Source organism: Micromonospora sp. NBC_00858 (assembly GCF_045207365.1).
Lineage (GTDB): Bacteria > Actinomycetota > Actinomycetes > Mycobacteriales > Micromonosporaceae > Micromonospora.
In genome coordinates this window covers 2,648,753-2,674,507 of sequence record NZ_CP108828.1, presented here as the reverse complement: position 1 = coordinate 2,674,507, position 25,755 = coordinate 2,648,753, and the positions used below count along the sequence as shown (strand labels likewise).

Below are 25,755 nucleotides of genomic sequence, written 5' to 3'. Positions count from 1 at the left end.
GGTCAGCTCTCCCGGTCCGGGTCAGTGAAGGCATCCCATTCCTCAGCGCTCGAAATGGTTTGTCCGGCTGGTAGATAGAACGCCCGCCGCGGCGGATCAGCGACCGTGAAGGGCTTGAACTCTGGATCCGCAATCAGTCGATACACGAATTCCGCCGAGGACATATCGAGCCGGTGCCACGGCTCCAGCGGGTCCTTTCGGACAATCAACGGCCACCGGTCGGCGTCCACCGAGCGGTCAGCCAGCCAGAAGTACTCGCCCCCGGTCTGGTCCGAAGCCCAGCGGATCAGACCCGGTCCCTTGTCCGGCTCATACAGCCCGTAGGGCGCGAGGAACTGGTCGATCATGTCGCCCTTGCGGTTGTCCTGCCGATACCTCCGCCAGGTCCCGAGCAGTGACGTCGAACCTTGATCGGCGGTCGGCGGCAGAACGTACAGGTATGCCGAGAACGATCCCGGTCCGAAGCGGCGGTAGATCTCCTTGTAATCGGTCGGCAGTGTCACCCCGAGTTCGGATTCGACGTCGGCCCAGTCGCCGCCGGAAGGCTCCTGACGCCACCTGGTCGCGTCAACGATCCGGTCTGTCCAGTTCATTGTCGTTCCTTTGTCTCAGCAGTTCACGGACCAGGGACATTGGAGATGACCGTGTTCACCACCTGGGTCCTGGGTGGTCCCCGCCTGGAGGGTCATGCTGGTCGGCGTCGCGCCGGCCGAGGTTCGGCGCCGCCCGTTGGCATGTCAGGAGGATCTCAGAGCTGTCGGACGGGCGGCATACTCTGAGCGCCGTTCGCGCTATCAGGGAGAGTCATGACAAGTAGGTTCACCGAGTTGGCCGTTGACTGCCACGATCCGGAGAGACTGGCGGCCTTCTGGTGCGAGGTTCTGGACTTCAAGGTGATCGACCGGAGCGAGGGCAAGGTCGAGATCGGCTCCTGGGTGCCGACCATCGAGGATGTTCGGGCCCGCCAGATGTCGCCCACCCTGGTGTTCATCCAGGTGCCCGAGGGCAAAACCGGAAAGAACCGGCTTCACCTCGACGTCAGCCCGATCGACGGCAGCACCGCGGACGAGGTGACCAGATTGCTCGGCCTCGGCGCGACCAGGACGGATGTGGGCCAGGGCGCAGACCGAAACTGGGTGGTCATGGCAGACCCCGAGGGCAACGAGTTCTGCGTCCTGCGCACCCTGGCGCCGCAGAACTAGTGCCCCGTCTTTGAACGTTGATCGTGTAATCCGTCGGTTCTGAGAAGCCGTCGGGCAGGCTGTCTCCCAACGTATGGCGCTGTGGGAGGCGGTGGCCGGTGGGCAGACGCCCGGAGGTGTTCGTCCGGCAGGTGTCGATGGCCGAGGGTCAACGGTTGCAGCGGATCACACGGACCGCGAAGGACCCGGTGAAGTTGCGCCGGACGATCGTGGTGCTGATGTCCGCCCAGGGGCAGCCGGCCTTATGTCCACAAGGTACAGACGATCATGCGGTGGCCGCCTTGCGTCCACCCCTCCCGACCAGCGCTATCTCAAAGGGCTGCCGTACTAGGCTGCCCACGTGATTTTGACCATGCCTCAGCAGTTAGCGCAGATCCGCGCCGATGCACTCCAACAAGGCTTCCCGGCCGACGATGTCGAACGATGGATCGCCACCGCCATTCCCTGCGGGACACTGACGCCCGGCGGAGACGGGCCGGTCGTCGGCCGGTTCGGCGGCACCGCGATGGTTCCCCGGGGCACCCAGGTTCCCGGAGATCCCCTCGTCGCCACCATCGACTGCGCGGCCCTGCCCAGGCAGGCGACGGATCTTCCACTACCGCCCGACGGTCAACTGCTGCTCTTCGGCTATCCCGAAGGCGGCGATTACTACTCGCAGGGCTCGGCCTTATACGTCCCGGCTGGCGTAGCCGTCGAGGAACCGCCGAAGGACGAAGAACTCGACGAGGACGAGGACGAGGAATTTCTCGAGGTTTGCCAAAGTTACCCACAGGGCGACATACACCTGACGATCGACGTCTCCCTGCCCTCACACACCCCGGCGCATCTCAACCCCAAACTGATCGATTATTGGAGTAGTAAGGCCCCCATCAGCAGCAAGTGGGGCGGCGTGCAGATTGGTGGGCACGCCTCGGCCTGCGACTTCCGCGGAAATGACGGTCCTCTCGGAGTCGTCGCGGAGTACGCAGGAAAGGCGGAGCAGTTGGGCTACTGGAGGGGCTCCGGCAGCCCCTCACCGCGCGTCGAGGACTGGGTGCTGCTGGCCGAGTTCTTGTGCAGCTCGGAGATGAGGCCAGGCGGTGCCGCCCTTTACTGGGGGATCCAGCGCGACGAACTGGCCGCGCGGCGCTTCGACGGCGTGTACGCCGTCGTGGACTGGAATCCCTGAGCGCACGACAGGCCGGGTGCCTCGACGCACCTGGCCCACGAGCGGGCTGCGGGCGAGCGTGGCAGAACCGGATAAATAGCATAGAGCATGCTTTCCAAAAGCGACACTCCGCAGCTCGTGCGTCATCCGGGCCGGCTGGTGGCTTTCAGCGACGCTGTCTTCGCCATCGCCGTGACGCTTCTCGTGCTGGAGATCCAACCGCCGGAGGACTTCGGGCATCTCCTGCGGGGCCTCGGGGCGTTGTGGTCGTCGTACCTGGCGTACGCGCTGAGCTTCCTGCTCATCGGGCAGGTGTGGGTCAATCACCACGTCATGTTCGATCGCGTCCGGCACGTCGACCGTGAGGTCTTGTTCCTCAACACGTTGCTCTTGATGGTCATCGCGTTCCTGCCGTTCTCCACATCGCTACTCGCCGGCGCATTACGCGCGGAGCAGGGCCTGCGTACGGCGGTCGTCGTCTACGGCGCCACACTGTGGACGGCGGCCGCCCTGTTCAACATCACTTGGGCCCATCTCCGCCGCGCGAAACTGCTGGACCCCAGCCTCGGTCCGTTCGGCGTTCGGGCCATCGGCCGCCGATTCGCGCTCGCGCTGGTCTGGATCGGCTCCGGCATCCTCGTCGGGGCGTTCGTGCCGATCGCGGGCGTCGCCATCATCGCCGGCTTCCTGCCCGCCTATTACCTGCCCATCCGCGGCGAGTACGGCGAGGACCACAAGGCCAACGACCGGCGCGGCTAAACCGAACCTGATGATCCGATCGTGGCGCTCAGCGCGCGTGCTGGCCTCAGTACGGCAGGTCGATGCCCTGGCGGCGGGCGAACTCGCGGTGGGCGGTGACGACCGTGTCGATGAAGTAGGCGGCCACCTCGTCGGCCCGCAGCACCTGCGTCGTCTCGACCTTGAAGTTCTCGTCGCAATAGTGTTCGACGGAGCTGACGCGGGGCTGCGCCACGAGAGCGTCCCGGAGGAGATCCACGGGCTCGTCTCCAGTGTCGACGATGAACTTCACGCCGTCGCCGAAGCTCAACTCCCAGTGCAGCCCGTCGTCAGTACCGACCCAGAGTTGCCGGCAGAGCGCGGCGCTGCTCTGGGCGAACGCCTCCCGCATCTGGCTGTCGTCCGAGCAGATCGCCGGCATGAGGCTCGGGGTGCGGCCGATGGCCGCGGCGACCGGGGGGAAGCCGGCGAGTCGGTCGACGCGGTAGAAGTAGTAGCCCGGGTCGCCGGTGGGATCCTCGGACTCGATGCCCGGCACCGCGTACGCGGGTAGTTCAGATGTCATCGGTTCATGGTCCTTTGTGGTGAACGCGTCGGGGGCCGGGCTGGCGGCCCGGCCCCCGACGGAACCCGGCTAGTGCCTCGTCTTTGAACGTTGATCGTGTAATCCGTCGGTTCTGAGGACGTGTCGGGCAGGCTGTCTCCCAACGATTCTTGGGAGGTGGTGGCCAGTGGGTAGACGCCCGGAGGTGTTCGTCCGGCAGGTTTCGATGGCCGAGGGGCAGCGGTTGCAGCGCATCGGTCGGACGGCGAAGGATCCGGTGAAGCTGCGACGGGCGATCGTGGTGCTGATGTCCGCCCAGGGGCAGCCGGCGCCGGACATCGCCCACCTGCTCAAGGTGACCGAGGACTACGTGCGGGACGTGATCCACGCGTTCAACGAGCGGGGGTTCGACGCGCTGGACCCAAAATGGAGCGGGGGCGCACCGAGACGGATCGATGAGCAGACCCGGGACTGGATCTGCGTCATCGCCCGGTGCGACCCCCGCTTCCTCGGCCGGCCGTTCTCCTGCTGGTCACTTGCCAAGCTGCGCGACTACCTGATCGACACCGGCCGCGTGAGCACGATCAGCGTGGAGACCGTCCGGCGGATCCTGCACGAGCGCGGGGTGTCCTGGCAGGCCACGAAGACGTGGAAGGCCAGCACCGACCCCGACTTCACTACGAAGATGCGCCGCGTGTTGGACCTCTACGACCATCCACCTGCCGACGGGCGCGTGATCTGCGTCGACGAGTTCGGGCCGCTGAACCTGCAACCCCGCCCCGGCCGGGCCTGGCGACCGCAGGGCGAGCCGGTGCGGCTGCGGGCCACCTACACCCGCGACCAAGGGGTCCGGCACATGATCGCCGCCCTGGACCTGGCCACCGGCCGGCTGCATTACCGCATCCGCGACCGCAAACGGTGGCGCGAGTTCCTCAGCTTCCTCAAGACCCTGCGCCGCCGCTGGCCCGACCAGACGCTGCACGTCATCCTGGACAACTTCTCCCCGCACAAGCACCCCGAGGTCCGCGCCTGGTGCGAAGCCAACCAGGTCGAGCTGGTGTTCCTGCCGACCTACGCGTCCTGGCTGAACTGGATCGAAGCCGAGTTCGCCGCCGTGCGGTACTTCGCGCTCAACGGCACCGACCACCGGACCCACGCCGAGCAGGACGCCGCCATCGGCGACTACATCCGATGGCGCAACCAGCACGCCCGACCAAAAACCGGATATGCCACCAACTCCAAGATCCGCCACCCGGATTACCCGTTCAAGGCTGCATGACGAGGCACTAGCTCAGCGGGAAGTGGATGGTGAAGGGGATGTTGTTCTTCTTCAGGCAATCCAGCACAAGATCGGATGGGCCGAGTGAGTTATACCCACCATGTGGCATGAAGTGCCAGTGGGCTCCCTTGATCTTTGTGTTTCGGAACTGCGGGTTGATTTTGTTGTCCTCCAGGATCTTGTCCTGGTTGGCCGGGTCGGAGTACCACTTGTCCTCATCGCACTGGATGAGGTTGTGGCGGTCGTGCTCGGTCGGGACGCCGGTCTTGACCTCGTGGATGACCCAGCCCTCAGGGCTGTACTCGCCATAGTCGGTCGACCGGCCGCTGGGCTCGAACTGCCCTGGCTCGCCGGCCTGCCGCAGCCAGAGCTGGGGCCGGCCGCGAGTGGTGTCGTCACGGTAGCCCATGAGTTCGTCGACGAAGATGTTCTGACCGTCGTTACGGCCCGTGGCCCACCTGACGTCGGGGCCGGGGACGTGCAGATTCTGCCCGTTGCTGCCCACCGCCTTGAGCGCGAAGTGGATCTTCTGGAGGTCGGTGCGCTCACCACTGAGCAGCCGATTGAAGTTGCTCTTGCTGATTCTGCTGGCGGCTGCTGCCAGACCCTCCGGTTCGACGAGGGCTGCCCAGACCTCCGGCATGATGAGCTCGTAGGTGAGCTCCTTGACGGTGTCGGGGATCTTGTCGTACTTGGCGACGAACCGGGCCGCTGGCGTGAGGCGGTGGGTGTACTTGAGGACGAACTTCGCGACCTTGGCGGGGATCGCGACCGCGTCACCGACGTAGGGGACGACGCCGAGGATGCTGAGACCCGCGCTGACCCACTCGCCGTGGATGAGCGCGGCGATCGTGTCGCGGATGTCGGCGAGCCCGCCGAGGATCCAGCCGACGACCGGGATGACGCTCAGCCCGCCGCTACACAGGTTGCCGGCGAGCCACGCCATCGAGTCCTTCTCGGCGAAGTCGCCGGCGAACATGCCGAGCAGGAAGTCGGAAACGTACGTCCACTTGCTGATCTGCTCGTCGAATCGGCCAGGGTCGAGGCCCTGGGATTCGGCGTTGGCGACCTCGTAGTCGTCGCGTAGACCATCCCCGTCGGTGTCCTGAACGCGTGGGTTGATCGAGAGGTCGTCCTCGGTGAAGTCCGAGAGCCCGTCGCCGTCGGTGTCGACGTTGGCGGGATCGGTGAGGCCGTCCTCCTCCACGAGGTCCGGCAGGCCGTCGCCGTCGGTGTCGGTGTCAGTGGGGGTGGGGACGATCGGCGGGACGTTGCCGGGTGTCGGCGGAGCGCGTGGCTGGTCGGCCACGAGCGGATTGCTGCCCTGGGCCACCTCGGCACCGTCAGTGGCACCGTCGCCGTCGGTGTCCGGGTCGGTGGGCGAGGTACCGAGCCGCTGCTCGTCGAGGTTGGTGAGCCCATCGCCGTCGACGTCCTCCGCGCCGTCGGCGACCCCGTCCTGATCGGTGTCGACCGCGTTGGGCCGGGTCCAGCCAGCCAACTCGGTGATCTCGAACTTGTCGGTCAACCCGTCACCGTCGGAGTCGACCAGCAGCGGGCTGGACCCGAACCGCAGCTCCACCACATCGACGACTCCGTCGCCATCGTGGTCGCCGTTGTAGGTGATGCCCAGCCGGGTCAACACGCGGAAGCCGTCGTCCCAGGCTTTCGATGCGTGGACCGTCGCCGGCTCCGGATTGGCCTTGACCAGCATCGTGTCGGCCTTGGCGAGGCTGGCCTTGGCCGCATCCAGGTCCGCGAAAGCCTCGGCCAGCCCAGCTGGGGCGGGCGCGGGCGGCGGGCTGGCCCGGAACGGCCCGATCGTCGCCTCGGCGTCCTGGATCGCGGCGTCCGCCAGCAGGCGCAACCCGGACAGAGTCTCCACCAGCGCAATCACATGTGCCTGCTCAGCCTCGCCGTTGGGCGGGCTGGCACCGGAGAGCCGGCTCTTGAGGAACGATTCCAGATGCTGGAGGTTGTCGAACACCGTCGCACCGTCGGCGGCGCTCTTGAGCCGGGCGCCGTCGAAATACCGGCTCTCGATGTCCGCCAGCACCGGGGCGATCCGGCTGTCTCCCAGCCCGCCGTCCACGTATGGCCGGAGGGCCTGGAGGGACTCGGTGATGTAGACCTTGGCGTCGCGGGTGTACTTGGCGGTGGGGATCTTGGCGACCTCCACCTCCCACAGGCGTTTCTCCTCTGCCGACGCCGGGGCGGCGACGAGCGCCACCTGTGCGGCGACCAGTGCCGCAACCACAGCGGCAAGTCTTGAGCGCCATCGTCTTCTGTGCCTCACCGACACCTCCGTCTATGCGTCCCGAACAAAGATTTCGCAACAATATCCACCGACATCGTTGTCCGAGGTCCCGCCGGACTTAGCCGCCTATGCATGCACGCCTATATGTATGGCGGGTTAAAGTGACATCCGCTGCGGCTCGATATGGCAGGCGATCGTGAGCGGTACGCCACCAGCCATCGATCTTGGCTGAGGTCCGACGGCGGACAGGCATCCGGATCTGATCGATGCCGCGCGGGCGTACCTCCAGGTTGGTGACCTGCGCGGAGCCGCACGCGCGCTGGTCGACGCGGAAAATGTTGCGCCGGCTGAGGTTCGGTGCAGGCCGTTGGCGCGTACCGTGATCGCCGACGTCGCCCGGGGTCACCCGGCGCCGGCCGGCGTGGCGCGACTGACGACGCTGGCCGGTGTGGTGCCCGCCCGCATGATCGGCGGCTGATCGCTCTGCGCCGCCCATGAAAGCGGGCCCGGCGCGGGCTGCACGCAGCCTGCCGCCGGGCCCGCTGGGGCGCTGCGCCTACTTCGCCAACCCAAATCCACCGAGTACGGTCTTGAAGTTGTCGGCCAGAATCTGACGAATCTGCTGGCCATGCGGAGTGGCCCAGTCCTTGGCGAGTTCGCCGAGGACTGCGGCGGTGGTGGTCAGGATGACGCCGGCCTGCATCATGCGCAGTCGCGCCGCCTCCTCGGATGTCTGGAACACTGATCCTCCGGCGTCGAGCACCGCGTAGACCTCGTATCCGGCCCGCTTGGCGCTGAGGGCGGTGTAGATCAGGCAGCCGTCGTGGGTGGTGCCGGCCATGATCAGGGTCCGGCGGCCGGTGGCCTCGACGGCCCGGACGAAGTTCGGGTCGTCCCAGGAGTCGATGATGCCGGTGCGCTTGATCCGGTTCGCGTAGGCCTCTGGGTTGATCTCCTCCAGCCCGGGCATCCACCAGTCCTGGTTGTCGTCCTCGGTGCTGCTGGTCCAGACGTTGGGGATGTCGAGGACCTTCGCGGCCTTCACAAGGGTGATGCTGTTCAACTTGGCGACGTCGGGCGACTGGGTCTTGATGAACCCCATCGAGATGACCTGGTGGTCGATCAGGATCAGAGCACTGTCCTGCGCCTTCAGATCGGACATGGCTGGTAACTCCAATTCGGGATGGCGAACCCTCGTGGGTCCGTGTCTGTTGCCCCGAGCGGTCGGCTCGGGTTGGTAGCGCGGGGAATCCGTCGCCCGCGGCTCAGATGGTGCGGTCGGGTACCGCGCACCCGTCCGGGGCGCACATGCCCTCGGCATCAGCGACAACCGGCAGCGGCTGTGGCGTGGGATGGCTCTCGGCCCACGCCTTGGCGATGACCGCGAGCAGGTCGTCGACGCCGATCGCCCCGGGAACGGCGAAGCGGCCATCGAACACGAGGAACGGCGCGCCGCGGGCCCCGAGGCGCTGTGCCTCGCGCTGGTCGGCCGCCACGCGGGCGCGGTAGCGGCGGCTACGCAGGGCCTCGGCGGCCCCGGCGCGGTCCAGGCCCACCTCGGCGGCGAAGTCGAGAACCTCGCCGGCGGTCCACAGCTTGCGGGCCTGCCCGAAGTGCGCGCGGAACATCGCCGTCCAGATCTCGGCTCCGCGGCCCTGGTCGGTCGCGTAGGCGAGCAGCTCGTGGGCCAGGTCGGTCGGCCCGAGCGTGCGGTCGACCGCGCGGTAGGGCGTCAGGCCCTCCGCCTTGGCTGCCCGCTCGATCGGCCGCAGGACCCGGTCCACGGTCGTCGCGGGGGCCCCGGCCATTTTGATCAACTCTCGTTGACTGACACCCTCCCGTGGCAGGTCGGGGTGTAGTTGGAACGACCGGTGGATCACCTGCACCTGATCGCCATCCGGGAACCGGTCCAGGGCCTGGTGGAGCCGGTGATCCATCAGCCCGCAGTACGGGCAGACGATGTCTGACCAGAACTCGATCTTCATGGCACTCCTCCTCGTTTCTTACTGGCTGTTCGTAGCCAGATCATGCATTAGAATCGGAGAGCCACAAAAGGTACATTCATGTGCGTAGCAACTGGCTGACGGAGGGGGAGCGGGTATGAGTGCAGGGGATCTTCGACGGAGGCGAACCAACGTCCGGGCGAACGTCCGGGCCGCGCCAGGGCCCTGTGCGCACTGGAACGACGAAGACGCCGATTTCATCCGCGAGGTCCTGGACCTCGTCGGCGACAAGTGGAGCGTCTTGATCATCGGTACGCTCGCCGACGGCCCCATCCGCTACTCGAACCTGGGCGACGCGATCCCCGGCATCTCTCAGCGCATGCTCACGCTGACCTTGAAGCACCTGCAGCGCACCGGCCTCGTCACCCGGACCTCCTACCCCGAAGTCCCGCCCCGCGTCGAGTACGCCCTCACCGAACTGGGCACGTCACTGCTCTCCACCGTCCTGGCCCTGGCGGCCTGGTCCGCCGACCACCATGCCGAAATCCGCCGCCACCAGACGGAGTACGACAACGTCACGTAAGCCTCCAACGTCACGTGGCTTTGGCGTGGGTACGAGGACGGCCACCGTACGTCTGACGCGACCCTTTGCCTCCGGAGGCGTGTCCGGCTGATCGCGGCGCGCGCCAGGCGAGAACGGTGCAGCCATGGGCTGGACGCGACATGATGAAGAGCGTGAATTCCTCCCTCGACACCCTGCCGAAGATCGGTGTACCAGCGACGCGGGCCTTGGACAACGCTGGCTACACGGCCCTGCGTGACCTTGCAGGAGTGCCGCGCGCCGAACTGGCCAAGCTGCACGGCATGGGGCCGAAAGCGCTCGAAATCATCCAGAGTGCGCTCAAGCAGCACAACCTGAGTCTGGGTTAGAAACTCGACGTCACCTCACGACCGGCCTGGCCAAGGCCATCTCCTCTGGCTGGGAGGAAACCGCGAGTCAGTGGCGGACGCTGCCGTTCAACCCTGACCGGCAGGAGGTCGACGGGATCAAGCAACGGTCCGAATCGCCGACGTTCATGGTGGAGGTGTTCGAGCTGCGCAAGCCGGCGGTGGCTCGCGCGGCGCTCGGCGGCAACCCTTCGCTCAGCGAGCTGGCAACCCGAGGACTGACAACGGGCTGAGGTCCGTTGGCTCAAATTAGTGCGCACCTTGGGTGATCGCGGCGCCGGCGGTGCAAGGTCGTCGGGTATCCAGCGGCGGGATACCCTACCTGCGGTGCCTCGAACCGCGTGACCGGAGGAGTCGATGCTGGGATGACGGCAGGGCGACCGATGCCCACACAGGACGACGTGCTCGAGTACTTCAACACGCTGTCGAACTGGGGACGGTGGGGCGACGAAGACGAGCGCGGAACTCTGAACCACATCACCGACGACGTCCGGCTGGCGGCGGCGCGGGCCGTGCGCCACGGCAGGAGCGTGTCCTGCGCGTGGGAGGTTGCCGTACCGGCGGACATGGAGCGGTCGACGACGACGTGCCCGTGCGCCGCCGACATGCCGGGTGCGGAGAACATGCCGGTGCCCGGCTTCCATGCCGACCGGCGCTGGGGCTTTTCGTCCGAGCGGCTCGGCATCACGTTCCACGGCAACACCCTCACCCACGTCGACTCGCCGTGCCACATCTTCTGGGACGGCACGATGTACAACGGGCGGTCGCACTCGTTGGTCGACGCCGCAACGGGATCGGCGTGGGCGGCCGTCACGGCGGCGGCGAACGGGATCATCACGCGTGGTGTCCTGCTGGACGTTGCGAGGGCCCGCGATGTGCCGTGGTTGGAACCGGGGCAGGGTGTGTTTCCCGACGATCTCGAGGAGGCCGAGCGTCGCCAGGGTGTACGGGTGCGATCCGGCGATGCGGTACTCCTGCGGACCGGCTATGGCCGCGTCCGGCACGAGGCCGGTGCGGCCAGCGGTTTCACGCAGGCCGGCTGGCACGCGTCCTGCCTGCCGTGGCTACATGAACGCGGCGTCGCGCTGATCGGCGCTGACACCCCCCAGGACGTTCAGCCGTCGGGGTACGAAGACGTGTTGATGCCGGTTCACGCCGTGGGTCTCGTCGCGATGGGTCTGTGGCTGCTCGACAACTGCGACCTGGAGGTGTGCGCGACTACGGCTGCCGAGCTTGGCCAGTGGGACTTCCACCTCGCAGTCGCGCCGGTCCGCTTCGCCGGTACCTCCGGCAGCCCGGTCAACCCGATCGCCACATTCTGACCGCGGTTCACGAGGGGGTGCGATGCCATGAACGGCCCGTCGTCATGCGCCGACCCGAGATGCTCGATATCCCGCGCACTACGCCGCGACGAGTGCACGATCTGCACCGCCGTCGCGGGGTCCTACCGTCCTCGTTATCGGGTCACATTCCGTCAGTGAAGATCTGTACCCCGTCGAACTTCAGTGCGGCCAGATCGCCTTTGCCGAATCGCCCAGTTGACACGGTCGGACTCCCCGGAGTTGGGGTCGTAGGAGCCATCCGGGGGGTGAGGCATGTCGACCGGAAGCGTCGGGCTGCCGCCCCACTGGCCCACCACCGGCCCGTCGATGTCCGGGCCCAGTTGCCCGCACGGGCGGAGGACACCGCTCATCCACCGCTCCACCTCGGCCGGAGGAATGCTCCGCCTCGCGGCCTCTGCGCGGAATAGGTCGACTGCCTGGGTGGTCCCGAAAGTCATGCGCGCCACTATAGGAGCCGGAGCTGACTACCGCGGTTCACACCGCGGACGCCGACACCTGGCACCCTTGGACGTGTCACGAGGCGCGCGGCAGCGCGAGCCAGTCCTGCCAGGTGATGTCGCGGCCCAGGTAACGGGGCTGTTGGAAGGGCCAGTCGGCGGCGATCCACTGCGGCACCAGTGCGTCGAGCGCGCTCTCCGCCTCGCTGCCGACCAGGTCGTCCACCACCCACCAGGAGACCTCGCCGTCGGAGCCGGTGCGCTCGGGCGGGTCGATGTAGACGCAGCCGAGGAGCGCCGTCTCCTCCTCGTCCAGCAGCGCGTAGTTGAACGACTCGTGTGCGGCTATTTCCTTCGCGTGGCGCAGCAGGTCGATACGGTCCTCGTCGTAGGTCATCGTCGCCGGGGGCCAAGCCCAGGCCGGGCCGAATATCTCCCACAAGCGCTCTCGGGAGCCCATCACGGCGGGGTAGTCGAGCGCGGTGTCCGCCTCCCGGATCGGCCGCAGGTGAAGCGCGGTGTTGGGCACGGGTACGTGCACGGGGTGGATGAAGTCATCAGGAAGCCAGCTCATAAGGGCGGAGGCTACAGCCGGTCGGCGCGGGATGATTCAGGCGGACGGCTGGACAGGTCCTGTCGGCCGGCGGATCACTCGAAGAACTTGATGCTGAACCCGGTGTCGGTCGTCGGGCCGGGCACGTTCGCGCGGCGGTAGGTGGTGTTGCCCCACCAGCAGAAGGTGCCGGTGTACCAGTACCGGTTCTCCTAGGAGTACGGGGTGCCCTTGGGCACGGCGTGGAACATCAGCGGGAACCTCGGCCCGGCGGGTGGGCTCGTGGCGATGTCGCCGTTGAGCAGGACGAAGCTGTGGTGGCCGGGCCCGTTCACGTACAGAGTGGGATCCCAGCCGGCCATCATCGTGGCCCGGTTCGAGCCGAACAGGCAGCCGTTCGACTTGTACCAATCCCACACGTACGTCGGGTCGCCGCCGGCCCGCAGCCGCAGGTCGGCGAGGCAGTACTGGTCACTCCAGCTGCCGTTGGCGGAGTAGACGATGTGCAGTTGCCCGTTCGGGTCCTTGATCGCCTCGGGGGACTCGTTGATGTACGGGTTGCCGACGACGCGTTCCCAGCTCTCCCGCGGCTGGGAGATGAGGTACCGGTTGCCAGTCGGGGTGACCGGGTCGCTCATCCGGCTGAGGTAGATGTTCTGTTCGATGTTGGTGTCGCCGGCCCACCCCGACCAGACGAACCACCGCTGCCCGTTGAAGGTGAACAGGCTGCCGTCGATGGCCCACTTGCCGCCGGGCAGCGCGAGCTGCCGCTCGGCCGTGTAGCCGCTGGCCGGCGACGCCGAGCTGATCGCGTACATCCGGTGTGCGGTGCCGCGTCCGGCGGAGAAGTAGATGTAGTAGCGGCCGCCATCGGTGATGATCTCCGGGGCCTAGACCTCACCGAGGTTGCGGCTGTCCGTCCATACCTGCCGCGCGGGTGCGGCGGCCAGCGCGTCGGTTGACGCTGCCTGCCGCACGGCGATCCCGCCGTTGAGCGACTGGACGGAGATGTAGGTGCTGCCGACGCGGATCACGCTCGGGTCGGCGGCCCGCAGACTGGTCTGCCCGGCGACCGCCGGTCCGGCGCCGGGAACGGACAGACCGGTGGCGAGCACAGCGGCCAGCAGGATGGAGAGGAGTCGCGGGCGGGTCCGGTTTCTGACGTTCACGATCGGGACTCCTTGTCCTCTGGATGAGCCGGCGGGTGGTCGGCCCCGGTCATGTCGGATCCCGGTCGGCCGGCCTCGGCAGCGGCCGGAGTGGACAGCGTGAACTCGCTTTCCGGGATGACGTTGCCACAACGTCACCACCCACGTCGACACTGCAGCAATGGGTCCACTTAGTCGTGCGGCTCAGAAGGACAGCAACCGACATCCATCGATGCAGGACAAGGCGCATGCGGTGTTGGTCACGATGGTTTGCGCACCATGAACACGTCCACCGGGTCCTCGGTCTCGACCGTGAATCCGTGCCTCTCGTACAGCCGGCGGGCCGGACTACCCTGCAACACGTTCAGCCGGACCAGGCTGCCATCGCGGTCGCACTGCTCCAGCAGCCCGCGCAGCACCGCGGCACCGATGCCGCTGCGCTGCAGGTGCGGGGCCAGGTAGAAGTGCTCCAGCCACTGGGCGTCTTCGGCTGGACGCAGCGACACGCAGCCGGCGAACGCGCCGCCTACCTCGATCACCCAGGTGTGCGTCGGCGCGAACCCGTCCCGCAGTCGCTGGCGCACCCGCTGCTCGTCGTACCGCCCGAGCCGCTCCAGATCCGCCCGAAGCACCACGGCCCGCAACTCGGCCACCGCCTCGACGTCGGCCACCGAAGCCGGCCGTAGCTCCCAGTCCCTCATGATCGCAAAGCTACTGCTGCGACGTGGTCGGATCCTGGACGGCCCCTCGCCGCTAGCGGTGGCGCGGAGTACTGGGGGAGCAAGTATTCGAGAGCCGCGAACCTGGGCTCCACGGTGTGGTCGGCTCGGGCTAACGAGCCCGATGGTTACCTTCTCGGCTCGTACCGCATCGCCACCGCCCCCGAGGCGAACTCCAGCCGGCTCACGAGCTTCAAGTCGACATGCTTCGACATCCCCGCGAACAATGTCGGCCCGTGGCCCGCAAGCCTGGGATGAACCACGAACTCGTACTCATCGATCAATCCCAGCTCCGCCAACGCCAGCGGGAGCTTCACGCCGACAGGTCGGTAAAGGGACGCTGATCCGGGTCCATGGTGGCGTATGGCCGGTCCAGAAAGTAGAATCCAGGGGCCAAGTGGGCGAATCACTGTGGATCCGCCGCCCCCCTAGCATTGGATCCGCTCGATGCCTGACACCCTCGGCACTCTTCATGAAGTCGTCCGCGACGTGATTGCGGATTTCGCTCCGGCTGAACTGCCTGTCGTGAAGGGCCTGGGCTTGCTCGACGAGCGAACCGTGTCACGACAGTTCCGCAATCGCGGCCCCAAGAGAGAGCCGCTCGGATTCGGGCTCGGCGAAATAGCGCTCCTGGCGACTCCCGTGGTCTGGGTCGTGCTCGAACAGGCCGCCAAGGGCGCGACCGATTCGTTGGCAGAACGCAGCAGCGAATGGGTCAGATCCCGACTCAAGCGGCGGCCCGCCAAGACGTCGATTCCCGACTTCACGTCAGAGCAGCAAAAGACCATCTATCAAGCCGCGTTGAGCGAAGCCAAGAAGCGAGGACTGTCCGAGGATGAGGCGGTCGCCATTGCCGATGCCATCCACCGGCGCCTGACCATGGACCGACCGGACGACCTCCTGGGTTCCGCATAGTCGTGAACGGAATCCGTCCGCGAACCCTGGACGGAGGCTGATCCTGTGAACTCCCCGCGAAAATTCCTGCCGCATGTCGACGCGAGCACCACACTGCGATTTATCCAACTCGTCGCCCTGTTGGTGATCAGCACCGGGGCGATGGTCCTGGAGGCCCGCAACATCCTCGGCGGCGACACCGATCGTCGCGCGTGCTTCCGGGCAGCCGGGGTGAACACCGAGCTCGACAGCGTCGCGAATGCCATGGACAATCTCAGCCGGAACAACGAGGCACTCCAGGCCTGCCTGGAGAAATACCCCGCACCGTCGATATGGCTCGGGGTCTTGTGGATCCTGCTCCTGCTGTTCGCCACCTTCTGCCTCTTCAAGACGCTGCCCAAGTGGAAATCCCGGCCGAGCCGCTATGTCGAGCTCGATCAAGTGGACAGCGATCAGCGGGTGGAGCGGAGATTGTTGTCGCTGTCGAGGGAGGCCGACCTCTCCCGCCTGCCGAAGGTCGTGACCGATCCGACCGCGATGTCGATGAGCGCGGTGGTGTTCGGCGACAGCCGACGGCCGATCCTCAGAATCAACGGGGGACTGGTCCACCGCCATGGTTCCGCACCCGAGACCTTCCGGGCGGTTATCCTCCACGAGTTCGCGCACATCCGTAACCGCGACATAACAATTACCTACCTGGTGATATCGATGTGGCGCGTCTTCCTCTGGCTCGTCCTGCTCCCCTATGTGGCGATCCGGGTTCACAGCATCATCGAGATCACCCGGGAATTCCCGTGGGCCCATAACCTCGTTGGCATCCATGCAACCAACATCGCCTCCACGGGCGTGATGGCTGCCCTCATCTACCTGTCGAGGACGGAGGTCTTGCGCAGCCGGGAGATCCGAGCCGACCTGCGATCCGTTGAGTGGGAGGCCGATCCGGCGAAATGGCTGGTCACCGAGGACTCGGAGCCTTCGACCAAGCGCGAGCGCGCATTTGAGGCGTTCCTCGGCCTGTGGCGCGTCCATCCAGAATGGAGCGCACGACGAGCATCGGCCTCCGACCCTTCGACGTTGCTGAGGATCCGCCCGCTCGCCCTGGCGCTCACCGGCCTGGCGACGACGCTCATCTTCTACCGGCTCATCGTGGCACTGAACGAGGGCGGAGCCGCACAGTTGGCCTCGATCGTGTCGGCGGCACTGGTCTGCTCCGCGCCGGCTGCCGCGATCATCGGCATCTACCTGTGGCAGGCGGTGGCGCGGTCGGCCGATTCCGGTGAACGCCCACCGTCAGGCGTCGGCGTCGGCCTCTGGTTCGGGTCGGGTCTGATCCTCGGAAGCCCGTTCGTCGACAGTACGTTCTCGCTCACGCGAATCCCGCCACACCCGGAATTCCTCCTCGTACTCCTCTGTATGAGCGTGTTGTTCGGCTGGTGGGTGTCGCAAGTCGAAAGGCAGTGGGCCGCCACCCGCCCCGAAGGCACCGCTTGGGCCCGACTGGCCGCCATCCTCGTCCCCTCGTGGCTCGTGCTGGCGGTCCTCCTCATGACGTGGAAGTATTTCTCCGGATTCTTCTACGGCCTCTACATCAATTTGGACAGGCAAGCCCTGTATGACGAGTGGTCGAAGATCGTGGTCGCGAAGGGAGGCGAGGCCGAATCGGTCACGACCACGATGTTGTTCGCCCTGAGCCCTGCGCTGATGGCGACCGCAGGACCCTTCCTGTTCACGGGAATCGCGATCCTCTGGACGATCGCCGTCCTTCCGCGGATCGTCGGACCTCTCGTGGACCGCGGCATCGAGCCCCAACCGTCTTCGATGAAACCGGCAGTGATCGGAGGCGTCGCTGGCCTGATCTGCTTGGTGGCCGTCAAGTTGGCGCTCAACCGCAGCAGACTCTGGGAAACGGTCTCTTCAGGGGACATCGAATACTCGTACTACTACTATTACTGCGCCGCAGGGCTGTTCGGCGGAGGGGTGATCGCCGCCGTATCGGCGAATGCCCGCCGAACGGAACTGCGCCTGATCAACACGCTCGCCTCGACCAACATCGCACTGTGGATCGGTGCGGCGGGTTTTGTGCTCCTCACCTCCGTCGACGGCTGCCTCGGCCCGATGAACACCTTCGAGACGACCTGTGCCTGGCGCGGCAATCTCGCCTGGGGTGAAATCTCCATGGTGTTCAACATCGTGGTGGCGGCATGCGCGCTGACGGCCCTTGCCGCTGCGATGCTCGGCGCTCTTTCCGACCGCTTCGCGACCCGAAAGAGCGGTGTCACCATGCCGGAGGGCACCCGACCTCCGAAGCGGCCCAGGCGGGCAGTGCAGGCGTGCTTCCTCGCGGTCATCTTCATCATCGCCCTCCCACTCTCGGGATGGCGAGATATCCATTACCTGAACCTGGCGTCGAACACCAACTACCAGTTGCTCGACGGATGGATTCAGTCCAACGGCGAGCGACCCCGCGAACTCGTGGCGGAACAGGTGCGAGAGTGGATGAACCAAGGCGGCCGGGATCTGATCCTGCGGTTCGTCACCGATCTCGACGTGATCAACGACATCCTCGACGAATACCGCAAAACCCCTAACGAGGAACGTACTCCCGACGGGCTCCACCGGATAGCGGACACCTGCGACAGCCTGCTCACCCACGTCGACGAGGCCGATCGGTTCTTCCGCGTTCCGGAATCGTCCCTTCAGGACTTGTGGGAGGAGTTCCTCACCCACGCCGAGACGAACGCGGCGACCTGCTCGAAGGAGTTCGACAGCGTCATCAAAGGCGGCGGGTCGAATGCGTACGCCATCGCAGTGCGACAGCTCTCCGAGAACGCTCCCGACAGGCTGCTTGAATTCACGAAGGCGACCGGGAAGGCCATGGGATAGCCACCGTCTGGCATCGGATCCACCGGATCATAAGATGGGCGGACCCCGGCCAACCGGCCCGTGGCCAGCGAATACGGGAAGGGAACCGTGCCGACCTACCGCCACCCAGGCACCGCCATCACCGACCACAGCTTCCGGGTACCGCTCGACCACGCGAACCCGGCCGGCGAACAGATCGAGGTGTACGCCCGCGAGGTCGTCGCTGTCGGCAAGGCGCACGAGTCGCTGCCCTGGCTGCTCTTCCTGCAGGGCGGCCCAGGCGGGCGGTCACCGCGGCCAGTGGGCCGTGACAGCTGGCTGGGCCGGGCGCTGGACGACTACCGGGTGCTGCTGCTGGACCAGCGCGGCACCGGCCGCTCCACCCCCGCCAATCGGCAGACGCTGCCACTGCGCGGCGACGCGACCGCGCAGGCCCGGTATCTGGCGCACTTCCGGGCCGACTCGATCGTCCGGGACTGCGAGCTGATCCGCCGGGAACTCCTCGGCGAGGACGGGCGGTGGAGCCTGCTCGGCCAGAGCTACGGCGGCTTCTGCACCCTCACCTACCTGTCGTACGCGCCGGAAGGCGTCCGCGAGGCCTTCGTGACCGGTGGCCTCCCCGGCCTGCGCAGCAGCGCGCACGAGGTCTACCGGTCCGCGTACCCGCGCGTGCAGCGCAAGGTCGAGGCGCACTACGCGCGCTATCCGGAGGACGTCGAGACCGTTCGCGCCGTCGTGCGGCACCTCCGGGAGCGGGAGGTGCGGCTGCCCGGCGGCGGGTTGCTGACCGCCGAGGCGTTCCAGGCGATCGGCACCACGCTGGGCACCGGCAACGGTACGCACACCCTGCACTACCTGCTCGAAGACGCTTTCCTGCCGGGGGTGCCCGCCGGTCAACTCTCCGACTCGTTCCTCGCCGAGGTCCAGGGCCATCTCTCGTACGCGAGCCGCCCGCTCTACGCGCTGCTGCACGAGTCGATCTACGGCCAGCGGTCGGTGACACCGGGTGCCACCGGTTGGGCGGCCGAGACGGTACGGGCCGAGTTCCCGCAGTTCGACGCCGACGGGGCGCTGGCGGACGACCGACCGGTGCTGCTGACCGGCGAGATGATCTACCCGTGGATGTTCGCCAGCGATCCGGCACTGGCCCCGCTGCGCGAGACGGCGGAGCTGCTGGCGCGGCGCGAGGAGTGGCCGGACCTGTACGACCCGCAGCAGTTGGCCCGCAACGAGGTGCCCGTCGTCGCCGCCGTCTACCACGACGACATGTACGTCGACACCGACGACTCGTTGGCCACGGCGCGATCGGTGCGCGGTCTACGCCCCTGGATCACCAACGAGTACGAACACGACGGCCTACGGGTGAGCGAGGGCCGCGTCCTCGACCGGCTGATCCGCCTGGTTCGTGGCGAGATATGAGGTCCCGCCGGCCGACGGCTGAAAGCCCGGGTCGGCGGGTGACCTCGTTTGCGGCCAGGGAGCCTGGGAACTCGCCCCGTTCGTCCGCTGGCAGGCCTGACGGCCGGTCGAGGAGACGGAAGGAGCGGGTCATGGAGTACGAGCAGTTGATCGCCACGGTACGGCGGCGCGGGGGCCTCGGCGAGAATGAGGCCGTGCGGTCCGTACAGGCTGTCCTGTCGGTGCTCGGCGAACGGCTCGCCGGACGGGAGGCCGACCACCTCGCGGCACAGCTACCGGAGCGGCTGAACCCGTCGGTCACCCGTAATCCACGGGGCCGCCAGTGGGACATCGGCGACTTCCTGAAACACGTCGGCGATCGGGAGCAGTGCGCGGACGCGGACCAGGTGCGTCAGCACGCCCAGGCGGTGTTGCGTACCGTCGCCGAGGCGCTCGATGACGACGAGCGTCATGACCTGCTCGCCCAGCTTCCCGCCGGCATCATCGATCTCTTCGGTGTTCCCACCCCGCGCGGTTGAGTACCGCCCGCGGATGCGACCCGAGTGACGGCGCACAGGTGACCGGAGCAGGTCAGCGTGTGCTCAGGTCTTGCGGACCGCGCTCGTGAAGCCGGCGATGAAGAGGGTGGCGAAGCTCCAGGCGAGCAGCTGCAGGATCCAGCCGGCGATGGTCAGGGTCTGGCCGGCAGGGGTGTCGGTGGGTTGGCAGCGGTCACGGGCGCCGGTCTTGAGCACTGGGGTGCCGAGGTCGAGGCCGACGCCGATCTGGTCGATGGTGGTGCAGGTGGTGGCTGCTCCGCTGGTCACGGGCTTCTGCGCCAGGCCGCCGTGGTGGCCGCCGAGGACGCTGAGGGTCACTGCGATCGCCAGTGTGGCGAGGAGCAGGAGCAGGGCCCGCCAGGGCTGGTAGCCGTAGCCGAGGGTGATGCCGATGAGGCGACCCCAGGCGCGCTCGGAGGCGGTCAGTCCGGCGCGCTGGATCTGGTCGCGGCGTTGGGCGATGAGGATGGTGCGGGCGTCGCGGTCGTGGCCGGCGGCGCGGTACGCGGCGGCGAGGTGCTGGTAGGGCTGGGCGCTGTAACGGGGGGTGCCCTCGCGCAGCAGGGTCAACCAGCGCCGCAGTGACGTGGGCCGCGGGAGGCCGCTGTAGGTGAGCCCGTCCAACTCGATCAGCGGTCCCGGGCCCGGTGCCGTGCGCGTCACCCGATCGCTGTCGAGGCAAAGGGCCCCACCAATCCTCGCTCCGGCCAGCACCAGCACCACCACCTCGTCACCGCCGCTGGTGGCGCTGAATTCGTCATCCAGGAGCACGTCCTGGTCGACCCGGAGGCCGTTCACGTCGAGGGCGGGGCCGGTCGTGTTCTCCAGGCGCGCCCCACCGCAGGCCAGAAGTCCGCCGATGTGGGCGCCGGACAGGCCGATGCCGCCCCACTCGCTGGCGCTGGTGGCGGTGAAACCACTGTCCAGGGCCACGTCCCGGTCAACGGTGAGGCCGTCGGCGTCGAGGACCGGTCCGGCGGTGTTCGTCAGCCGCGCACCGCTCGCGCTCAACGAGCCGATGTGCGCGCCGAGCAGCCGGATGGTGCCCTGCTCGCTGGCGCTGGTGGCGATGAAGCCGTTCGACAGCAGCACGTCCTGGTTGGCCCGGAGATTGTCGGCGTTGAGTGCCGGGCCGGCGGTGTTCTCCAACCGTGCTCCACCGCAGTTGAGCTGGCCGCCGATGTGGGCGCCGAGCAGCCGGATGGTGCCTCGCACGCTGGGGCTGGTGGCGGTGAATCCGTCATTCAGGAACACGCTCTGGTCGACCTGGAGGCCGTCGGCGTCCAGGGCAGATCCGGTGCTGTTCTCCAACCGCGCTCCACGGCAGTCCAACGTGCCGACGCGTGCGGCGGCGAGACGAACGGTGCCGGCGACCGCATCAGCGGTGACCGTGCTCTTCCTGAGCGACATCACCCACGCGGCACAGCGTGTGGCGTCGAGTGCCGCGTCCGCGGCACCGGGCGCCTGCTCGATGCGGCACCCGGTCAGTGCGACCGCTGACAGGCGGGCGTTGCGAAGGTTCACGCCGCTGGGCAGCAGGCAGTCGCGCAGCTCCAGCGCCAGGTCACTGGTGATGTTCTCCAGATCGATCTGGCCGACGATCCGGGCTCCGCGCAGCCGCAGGCCATGTGGGTCGGGCTCGCTGACCAGCCGGCCGCGGACCAGCTCACGGATGACCGAAGCCGAGATCGTGCGGTCATCGCCCCAGGACCGCATCGCTGCCTCGTCGACCGGCCCGTCACCGGCCAGGTCGAGCACCGCGCCGTGGGCGACGGACTCGATCAGCCGCTGCTCCAATGGACTCTGCGTTCCGCCGTTCGCATCCCGCACCCGCTGGGCGCCCACTGACGTCATGGCAACCATCATCAACGAGAAGTGCGCCCAGCGGTCCGCGCCGCTACGCGGATATGGGCTTTCGGTTGTGGCGGTGGCCGCTGAGAATGACCGCCATGGCGAAAGATCACGTGCTGGCGAAGGTCGAGGCCGATCTGCGGCGCGGGCACGTCCACCCAGCGATGCAGCGGCTGGCGAGCCTGACCGCCGCGTACCCCGACGACCTGGAGCTGCGGGCGCAGCGTGCCGCGCTGTACCGGCAGGTGGGCAACGTGGTCGAGGCCGGGCGTTGGGGGTTCCTCGACGAGGACGCCGCCGTGGAGGAGATCGGCGCATTCGAGAGGGCTCACCCGGGTGCCTGGCGGCGGCTGCTCGTGTTGAAGGTGAACGCTGACCCCACCGACAAGCTCGGGCCGGTGGCACGCGCACGGTTCGGTCGGCTGGTCGAGCAGGCTGGACAGGAAGGTCAGGGCCCGGTCACCTGGACGGAGGCCGGACCCCGTCAGGTCCCCGGCGCGTGGAGCGAGGCCCTGCCCTGCCTGGTGGCAACGGTGATCGGCCTGATCGTCCTGACTCTGACCGTCCTCGGGCTGGTCACCGTGATCCGGTGGGCGCTGTAGGCGCGGCGGGACGCCCTCCATTCCACCTAGCGCGGACGGACTCCGGGCTCCACCGTCAGGGTCCCCGCCTCCGCATCAATCGTGGCCCGCGAACCGAGCGGAATGGTGAGTTGCCCGTTGCCATGACCCAGTCGGAGCCCGCCCAGGACCGGCACGCCAAGGTCGGAGAGGCGGTCCGTCAACATCGCCACCGCGTCCCACTCGTCGGGTGCACCGACGCTGTTGGTGATCTGGCCGATGACCACCCCGGCGACCCTGGACAGCACGCCCACCCGGCGTAGCTCGGTCAGCATCCTGTCGATGCTGTACGGCGCCTCGTCCACGTCCTCGAAGAACAGGATGGCGTCGTCGAACTTCGGGGCGTCACCGGCACCCAACGATGTGGAGATCAACGTCAGGCAGCCGCCGAGCAGGGGACCCGTCGCCCGTCCCGGCACCAGGACGGGGGCGGCCGTCTCGGCGGGATCCCTGGTGATGGTGACGGGTGCGGTGGTCATCACCGCCCGGCGTAGTGCCTCGGCCGACTCCGGCCCGGTGCGGCTGTCGCTCCAGTTGACCATGGGACCGTAGAAGGTGACCAGCCCGGCGTCGCGCCAGAGCTTGCCATGGATGCTGGTGATGTCACTGAACCCGACGACCACCCGGGGATCGCGGCGGATGCCAGCCACGTCGATGCGATCGACGATCCGCTGGGTGCCGTAGCCACCACGGGCGGCGAAGACCGCACGGACTCCCCGGTCGTTGAGCGCGGCGTTCAGGTCGGCCAGCCGCTGCGCATCGGTGCCGGCCAGATAGCCGTACTTGGCGAAGACGTGCTCGCCCAACTCGACCTCCAGACCCCAGCTCCGCAGGATCTCGATGCCGCGGGCCATGTTCGCGGGGTTGGGAGTGCCTCCGGGTGACACGACCCGGACCCGGTCGCCGGGCACCAGCACCGGCGCCCGCAACGCCCGCTTCGGGCCACCCGGCGCGGCCTGCGCTGCCTCGGACGTGCCGACAATCAACGCGCTGCCGGCAGCCGCTGCCCCGGCACGCAGCATGTGCCGGCGGGACAGGGCTCCGCTCGTGGACCTCGGGGCCGGGGTGTGGTCTGTCTCGGAAGTGTCCACAGGCATCCCTTCATCGTCACCAGGTCGATGTCGAGCCGCACCAGCCTACGACAAACGTCGATGACCCTGGGGGTCCACAAAGGAGGGCACGGAACGTCGCGCGACGGGGCGGCCGGGCCAGCGTGGGGCGGCTACCGTGTCGGCAATGGAGAGTGGTGACACTCCGGCTTCCCGGACGGGCAATCTCACCGTTCGACTGCGGCCGGTCGCCTCGGCCGACCTGGCGATGTTCCGGCGGTTCTGCACCGAGCCGGGTCTCGTCGGGCTGGACTGGTCCGGTTTCCGCGACCCGGGTGCGCCGGCCCGGCGGTTCGCCGTCGACGGCTGGCTCGGCGCGGACGACGGACGGCTCGTCGTCGAGGTCGAGCCGGAGCGGGCCCCCGCCGGCTTCGTCAGCTACCTCTCGGGGTGCTACGGCGGCCGGGCCTCGTACTGGGAGATCGGGATCGTCCTGCTGCCGGCGTGGCGAGGCCGGGGCATCGGCTGGCGGGCACAGGCACTGCTCTGCGACTACCTGTTCGAGCACACCCCGGCGCAGCGCGTCCAGGCCGGCACCCACCCGGAGAACGTCGCCGAGCAGCGGTCCCTGGAGAAGGCCGGCTTCCAGCTCGAAGGAGTCGTGCGGGCCTGCGAGTTCCGGGCCGGCCGGTGGCGCGACGGGTACCTCTACAGCAGACTCCGCGACGACCCGTCGCCATGGGACCGCCCGGCGCAGTGACCGCGACTCAGGGGCCGTGCCGGGTCAGGGGATGGGCCACTCGTGCACCGGCCGGTTGCTGTGCATCAGCGTCACGTAGTGCCGGACCACCTCGCGCAGCGCCGCCGGCCGGTCCAGGTGGTCGGCGGTCTCCAGCCGGTGCAGCGTCTCCACCTGCCAACTCGCGCCGTTGCGGCCGGTCAGGCAGCGCTGCTCGATGATGCCGAGCAGCCGGTCGCGCTCGGCCGGATCCAAGCCCCACTGGTCCAGGCCGTGGTGCGCCAGCGGCAGCAGCCGGCGCAGCACCAGCTCGGTCACCGGCAGGTAGCCGAGGCCGGGCCAGAAGACCTGCGCGTCGATGCCGTACCGGGCGCAGCTGGTGAAGTTTTCCTCGGCGGCGCTGAACGACATCTGCGACCACAGCGGCCGGTCCGACTCGGCCAGGGCGCGCACCAGCCCGAAGTAGAAGGCGCCGTTGGCGATGGTGTCCAGCACGGTGGGCCCGGCGGGCAGCACCCGGTTCTCCACCCGCAGGTGCGGCCGGCCGCGCGACACGTCGTACACCGGTCGGTTCCACCGGTAGACGGTGCCGTTGTGCAGCCGTAGCTCGGCGAGCTTGGGCACCTCACCGGCGGCCAACGCCTGCGCCGGGTCCTCCGGGTCGCAGACCGGCAGCAGCGCCGGGAAGTAACGCACGTTCTCCTCGAAGAGGTCGAACACGTTGGTGATCCAGCGTTCGCCGAACCAGACCCGTGGCCGTACGCCCTGCGCCTTGATCTCCTCCGACCGGGTGTCGGTGGCCTGCTGGAACAGCGGGATGCGGGTCTCGCGCCACAGCTCCCGGCCGAAGAACAGCGGTGAGTTCGCGCCGAGCGCCACCTGGAGGCCGGCGATCGCCTGGGCGGCGTTCCAGTAGTCGGCGAACTGGGCCGGGCTGACCTGGAGGTGGAACTGTGTGCTGGTGCAGGCCGCCTCCGGGGTGATCGTGTCGGCGGTGACCGCCAACCGTTCCACCCCGCTGATGGCGATCGGCAGGTCCTCGCCCCGGGCGGCGAAGATCTGCTCGTTGAGCAGCTTGTAGCGGGGGTTGGCCGAGAGTGTCTCGGCGGTCAGGTGCTCCGGACGCAACGTCGGCAGGATGCCGATCATGACCATGTGCGCGCCGATCGCACGGGCCTTCTCCTCGGCGGCGTTGAGGCTGGCCCGGACGTTCTCCTCGAATTCGGCGGTGCCGGTGCCGGTCAGCCGGCGCGGCGGCACGTTGATCTCGATGTTGAACTGGCCCAGCTCGGTCTGGAAGCTCGGGTCCGCGATGGCCGCCAGCACGTCGGCGTTGCGCATCGCCGGATTCGACTCCTGGTCGACCAGGTTCAGCTCGATCTCCAGCCCGGTCAGTGGCCGGTCGATGTCGAACCGCGACTCGCGCAGCATCTCGGCGAAGACGTCCAGGCAGCTGCGGACCTTCTCGCGGTAGCGGGCCCGGTCCTCCCGACTGAAGGTCCGTACGCCGACGTCCTCGCCCAT

Annotated in this window: 26 protein-coding genes; 13 read left to right on the top strand and 13 right to left on the bottom strand. The window is 67.7% G+C overall.

Annotation, left to right across the window (positions count from 1 at the left end):
* Window positions 1-2: 2 nt before the first annotated feature.
* Window positions 3-593 (bottom strand): SMI1/KNR4 family protein, encoded by a 591-nt coding sequence (locus OG990_RS12620; RefSeq protein WP_406080571.1) that lies wholly within the window; start codon window positions 591-593, stop codon window positions 3-5.
* 213 nt (window positions 594-806) lie between these two features.
* Between OG990_RS12620 and OG990_RS12615 the strand changes: the two genes are divergently transcribed.
* The 3 genes from OG990_RS12615 (at window position 807) to OG990_RS12605 (ending at window position 3,108) form a co-directional block, all read left to right on the top strand.
* Window positions 807-1,202 (top strand): VOC family protein, encoded by a 396-nt coding sequence (locus OG990_RS12615; protein WP_406080570.1) that lies wholly within the window; start codon window positions 807-809, stop codon window positions 1,200-1,202.
* Window positions 1,203-1,542: 340 nt separating this feature from the next.
* Window positions 1,543-2,370: a DUF1963 domain-containing protein gene (locus tag OG990_RS12610; RefSeq protein WP_406080569.1), complete on the top strand. Its 828-nt coding sequence runs from the start codon at window positions 1,543-1,545 to the stop codon at window positions 2,368-2,370.
* Window positions 2,371-2,457: 87 nt separating this feature from the next.
* Entirely contained in the window at window positions 2,458-3,108 is a 651-nt protein-coding gene (locus OG990_RS12605; RefSeq protein WP_406080568.1) for a TMEM175 family protein, read from the top strand.
* Between the two features lie 46 nt (window positions 3,109-3,154).
* On the opposite strand, the gene OG990_RS12600 is transcribed toward OG990_RS12605, so the two are convergent.
* Window positions 3,155-3,652 (bottom strand): hypothetical protein, encoded by a 498-nt coding sequence (locus OG990_RS12600; RefSeq protein WP_406080567.1) that lies wholly within the window; start codon window positions 3,650-3,652, stop codon window positions 3,155-3,157.
* Window positions 3,653-3,818: 166 nt separating this feature from the next.
* Between OG990_RS12600 and OG990_RS12595 the strand changes: the two genes are divergently transcribed.
* A complete protein-coding gene (locus tag OG990_RS12595; protein ID WP_406077147.1) occupies window positions 3,819-4,910 on the top strand; it encodes an IS630 family transposase in 1,092 nt (363 codons plus the stop codon).
* Between the two features lie 7 nt (window positions 4,911-4,917).
* Here the strand turns inward: OG990_RS12595 and OG990_RS12590 are convergent, their stop codons facing one another.
* The 3 genes from OG990_RS12590 to OG990_RS12580 form a co-directional block, all read right to left on the bottom strand.
* A complete protein-coding gene (locus OG990_RS12590) occupies window positions 4,918-7,167 on the bottom strand; it encodes a hypothetical protein (protein ID WP_406080566.1) in 2,250 nt (749 codons plus the stop codon).
* A gap of 556 nt (window positions 7,168-7,723) precedes the next feature.
* Window positions 7,724-8,329, bottom strand: a complete 606-nt coding sequence (locus tag OG990_RS12585; protein ID WP_406080565.1) for an isochorismatase family protein — start codon at window positions 8,327-8,329, stop codon at window positions 7,724-7,726.
* A gap of 103 nt (window positions 8,330-8,432) precedes the next feature.
* Complete coding sequence (locus tag OG990_RS12580; RefSeq protein WP_328417090.1) at window positions 8,433-9,152, bottom strand: DsbA family oxidoreductase; 720 nt, start codon at window positions 9,150-9,152, stop codon at window positions 8,433-8,435.
* A 115-nt stretch (window positions 9,153-9,267) separates the two neighbouring features.
* Here OG990_RS12580 and OG990_RS12575 point away from each other — a divergent pair, with 115 nt between their 5' ends.
* The 3 genes from OG990_RS12575 to OG990_RS12565 all read left to right on the top strand — a co-directional run bounded on the left by OG990_RS12575 (window position 9,268) and on the right by OG990_RS12565 (window position 11,380).
* Window positions 9,268-9,693, top strand: coding sequence for a helix-turn-helix domain-containing protein (locus OG990_RS12575; protein ID WP_328417088.1), 426 nt, complete (start codon window positions 9,268-9,270; stop codon window positions 9,691-9,693).
* Window positions 9,694-9,836: 143 nt separating this feature from the next.
* Complete coding sequence (locus tag OG990_RS12570) at window positions 9,837-10,040, top strand: helix-hairpin-helix domain-containing protein (RefSeq protein WP_406081736.1); 204 nt, start codon at window positions 9,837-9,839, stop codon at window positions 10,038-10,040.
* A gap of 401 nt (window positions 10,041-10,441) precedes the next feature.
* The gene (locus OG990_RS12565; protein WP_406080564.1) at window positions 10,442-11,380 is read left to right on the top strand and encodes a cyclase family protein; all 939 of its coding nucleotides are present in this window, start codon (window positions 10,442-10,444) and stop codon (window positions 11,378-11,380) included.
* A 534-nt stretch (window positions 11,381-11,914) separates the two neighbouring features.
* Here OG990_RS12565 and OG990_RS12560 read toward each other — a convergent pair.
* The 5 genes from OG990_RS12560 to OG990_RS12540 all read right to left on the bottom strand — a co-directional run bounded on the left by OG990_RS12560 (window position 11,915) and on the right by OG990_RS12540 (window position 14,575).
* Window positions 11,915-12,412 (bottom strand): GNAT family N-acetyltransferase, encoded by a 498-nt coding sequence (locus OG990_RS12560; protein WP_406080562.1) that lies wholly within the window; start codon window positions 12,410-12,412, stop codon window positions 11,915-11,917.
* A 191-nt stretch (window positions 12,413-12,603) separates the two neighbouring features.
* Window positions 12,604-13,269, bottom strand: coding sequence for a family 43 glycosylhydrolase (locus OG990_RS12555; RefSeq protein ID WP_406081735.1), 666 nt, complete (start codon window positions 13,267-13,269; stop codon window positions 12,604-12,606).
* A 12-nt stretch (window positions 13,270-13,281) separates the two neighbouring features.
* Entirely contained in the window at window positions 13,282-13,560 is a 279-nt protein-coding gene (locus OG990_RS12550) for a hypothetical protein (protein ID WP_406080561.1), read from the bottom strand.
* 239 nt (window positions 13,561-13,799) lie between these two features.
* On the bottom strand, window positions 13,800-14,240 hold the full coding sequence (locus tag OG990_RS12545; protein WP_406080560.1) for a GNAT family N-acetyltransferase: 441 nt from the start codon (window positions 14,238-14,240) through the stop codon (window positions 13,800-13,802).
* 146 nt (window positions 14,241-14,386) lie between these two features.
* Window positions 14,387-14,575, bottom strand: coding sequence for a hypothetical protein (locus tag OG990_RS12540; RefSeq protein ID WP_406080559.1), 189 nt, complete (start codon window positions 14,573-14,575; stop codon window positions 14,387-14,389).
* A gap of 130 nt (window positions 14,576-14,705) precedes the next feature.
* On the opposite strand from OG990_RS12540, the gene OG990_RS12535 reads away from it, so the two are divergent.
* From OG990_RS12535 to OG990_RS12520, 4 genes are all read left to right on the top strand, one after another.
* Window positions 14,706-15,173 (top strand): hypothetical protein, encoded by a 468-nt coding sequence (locus tag OG990_RS12535; RefSeq protein ID WP_406080558.1) that lies wholly within the window; start codon window positions 14,706-14,708, stop codon window positions 15,171-15,173.
* A 45-nt stretch (window positions 15,174-15,218) separates the two neighbouring features.
* The gene (locus OG990_RS12530; protein ID WP_406080556.1) at window positions 15,219-18,035 is read left to right on the top strand and encodes a M48 family metalloprotease; all 2,817 of its coding nucleotides are present in this window, start codon (window positions 15,219-15,221) and stop codon (window positions 18,033-18,035) included.
* An 87-nt stretch (window positions 18,036-18,122) separates the two neighbouring features.
* On the top strand, window positions 18,123-19,433 hold the full coding sequence (locus OG990_RS12525; RefSeq protein ID WP_406080554.1) for an alpha/beta fold hydrolase: 1,311 nt from the start codon (window positions 18,123-18,125) through the stop codon (window positions 19,431-19,433).
* A gap of 131 nt (window positions 19,434-19,564) precedes the next feature.
* Window positions 19,565-19,951, top strand: coding sequence for a DUF2267 domain-containing protein (locus OG990_RS12520; protein ID WP_328417067.1), 387 nt, complete (start codon window positions 19,565-19,567; stop codon window positions 19,949-19,951).
* A 63-nt stretch (window positions 19,952-20,014) separates the two neighbouring features.
* On the opposite strand, the gene OG990_RS12515 is transcribed toward OG990_RS12520, so the two are convergent.
* Window positions 20,015-21,826, bottom strand: a complete 1,812-nt coding sequence (locus OG990_RS12515; protein WP_406080552.1) for a hypothetical protein — start codon at window positions 21,824-21,826, stop codon at window positions 20,015-20,017.
* A gap of 95 nt (window positions 21,827-21,921) precedes the next feature.
* Between OG990_RS12515 and OG990_RS12510 the strand changes: the two genes are divergently transcribed.
* On the top strand, window positions 21,922-22,425 hold the full coding sequence (locus OG990_RS12510; RefSeq protein WP_386991106.1) for a DUF6584 family protein: 504 nt from the start codon (window positions 21,922-21,924) through the stop codon (window positions 22,423-22,425).
* Window positions 22,426-22,451: 26 nt separating this feature from the next.
* Here the strand turns inward: OG990_RS12510 and OG990_RS12505 are convergent, their stop codons facing one another.
* Complete coding sequence (locus tag OG990_RS12505; protein ID WP_406080550.1) at window positions 22,452-23,540, bottom strand: LD-carboxypeptidase; 1,089 nt, start codon at window positions 23,538-23,540, stop codon at window positions 22,452-22,454.
* Window positions 23,541-23,679: 139 nt separating this feature from the next.
* On the opposite strand from OG990_RS12505, the gene OG990_RS12500 reads away from it, so the two are divergent.
* Window positions 23,680-24,252 (top strand): GNAT family N-acetyltransferase, encoded by a 573-nt coding sequence (locus OG990_RS12500; RefSeq protein ID WP_406080548.1) that lies wholly within the window; start codon window positions 23,680-23,682, stop codon window positions 24,250-24,252.
* Window positions 24,253-24,276: 24 nt separating this feature from the next.
* Here the strand turns inward: OG990_RS12500 and OG990_RS12495 are convergent, their stop codons facing one another.
* Window positions 24,277-25,755, bottom strand: coding sequence for a glutamate--cysteine ligase (locus OG990_RS12495; RefSeq protein WP_406080546.1), 1,479 nt, complete (start codon window positions 25,753-25,755; stop codon window positions 24,277-24,279).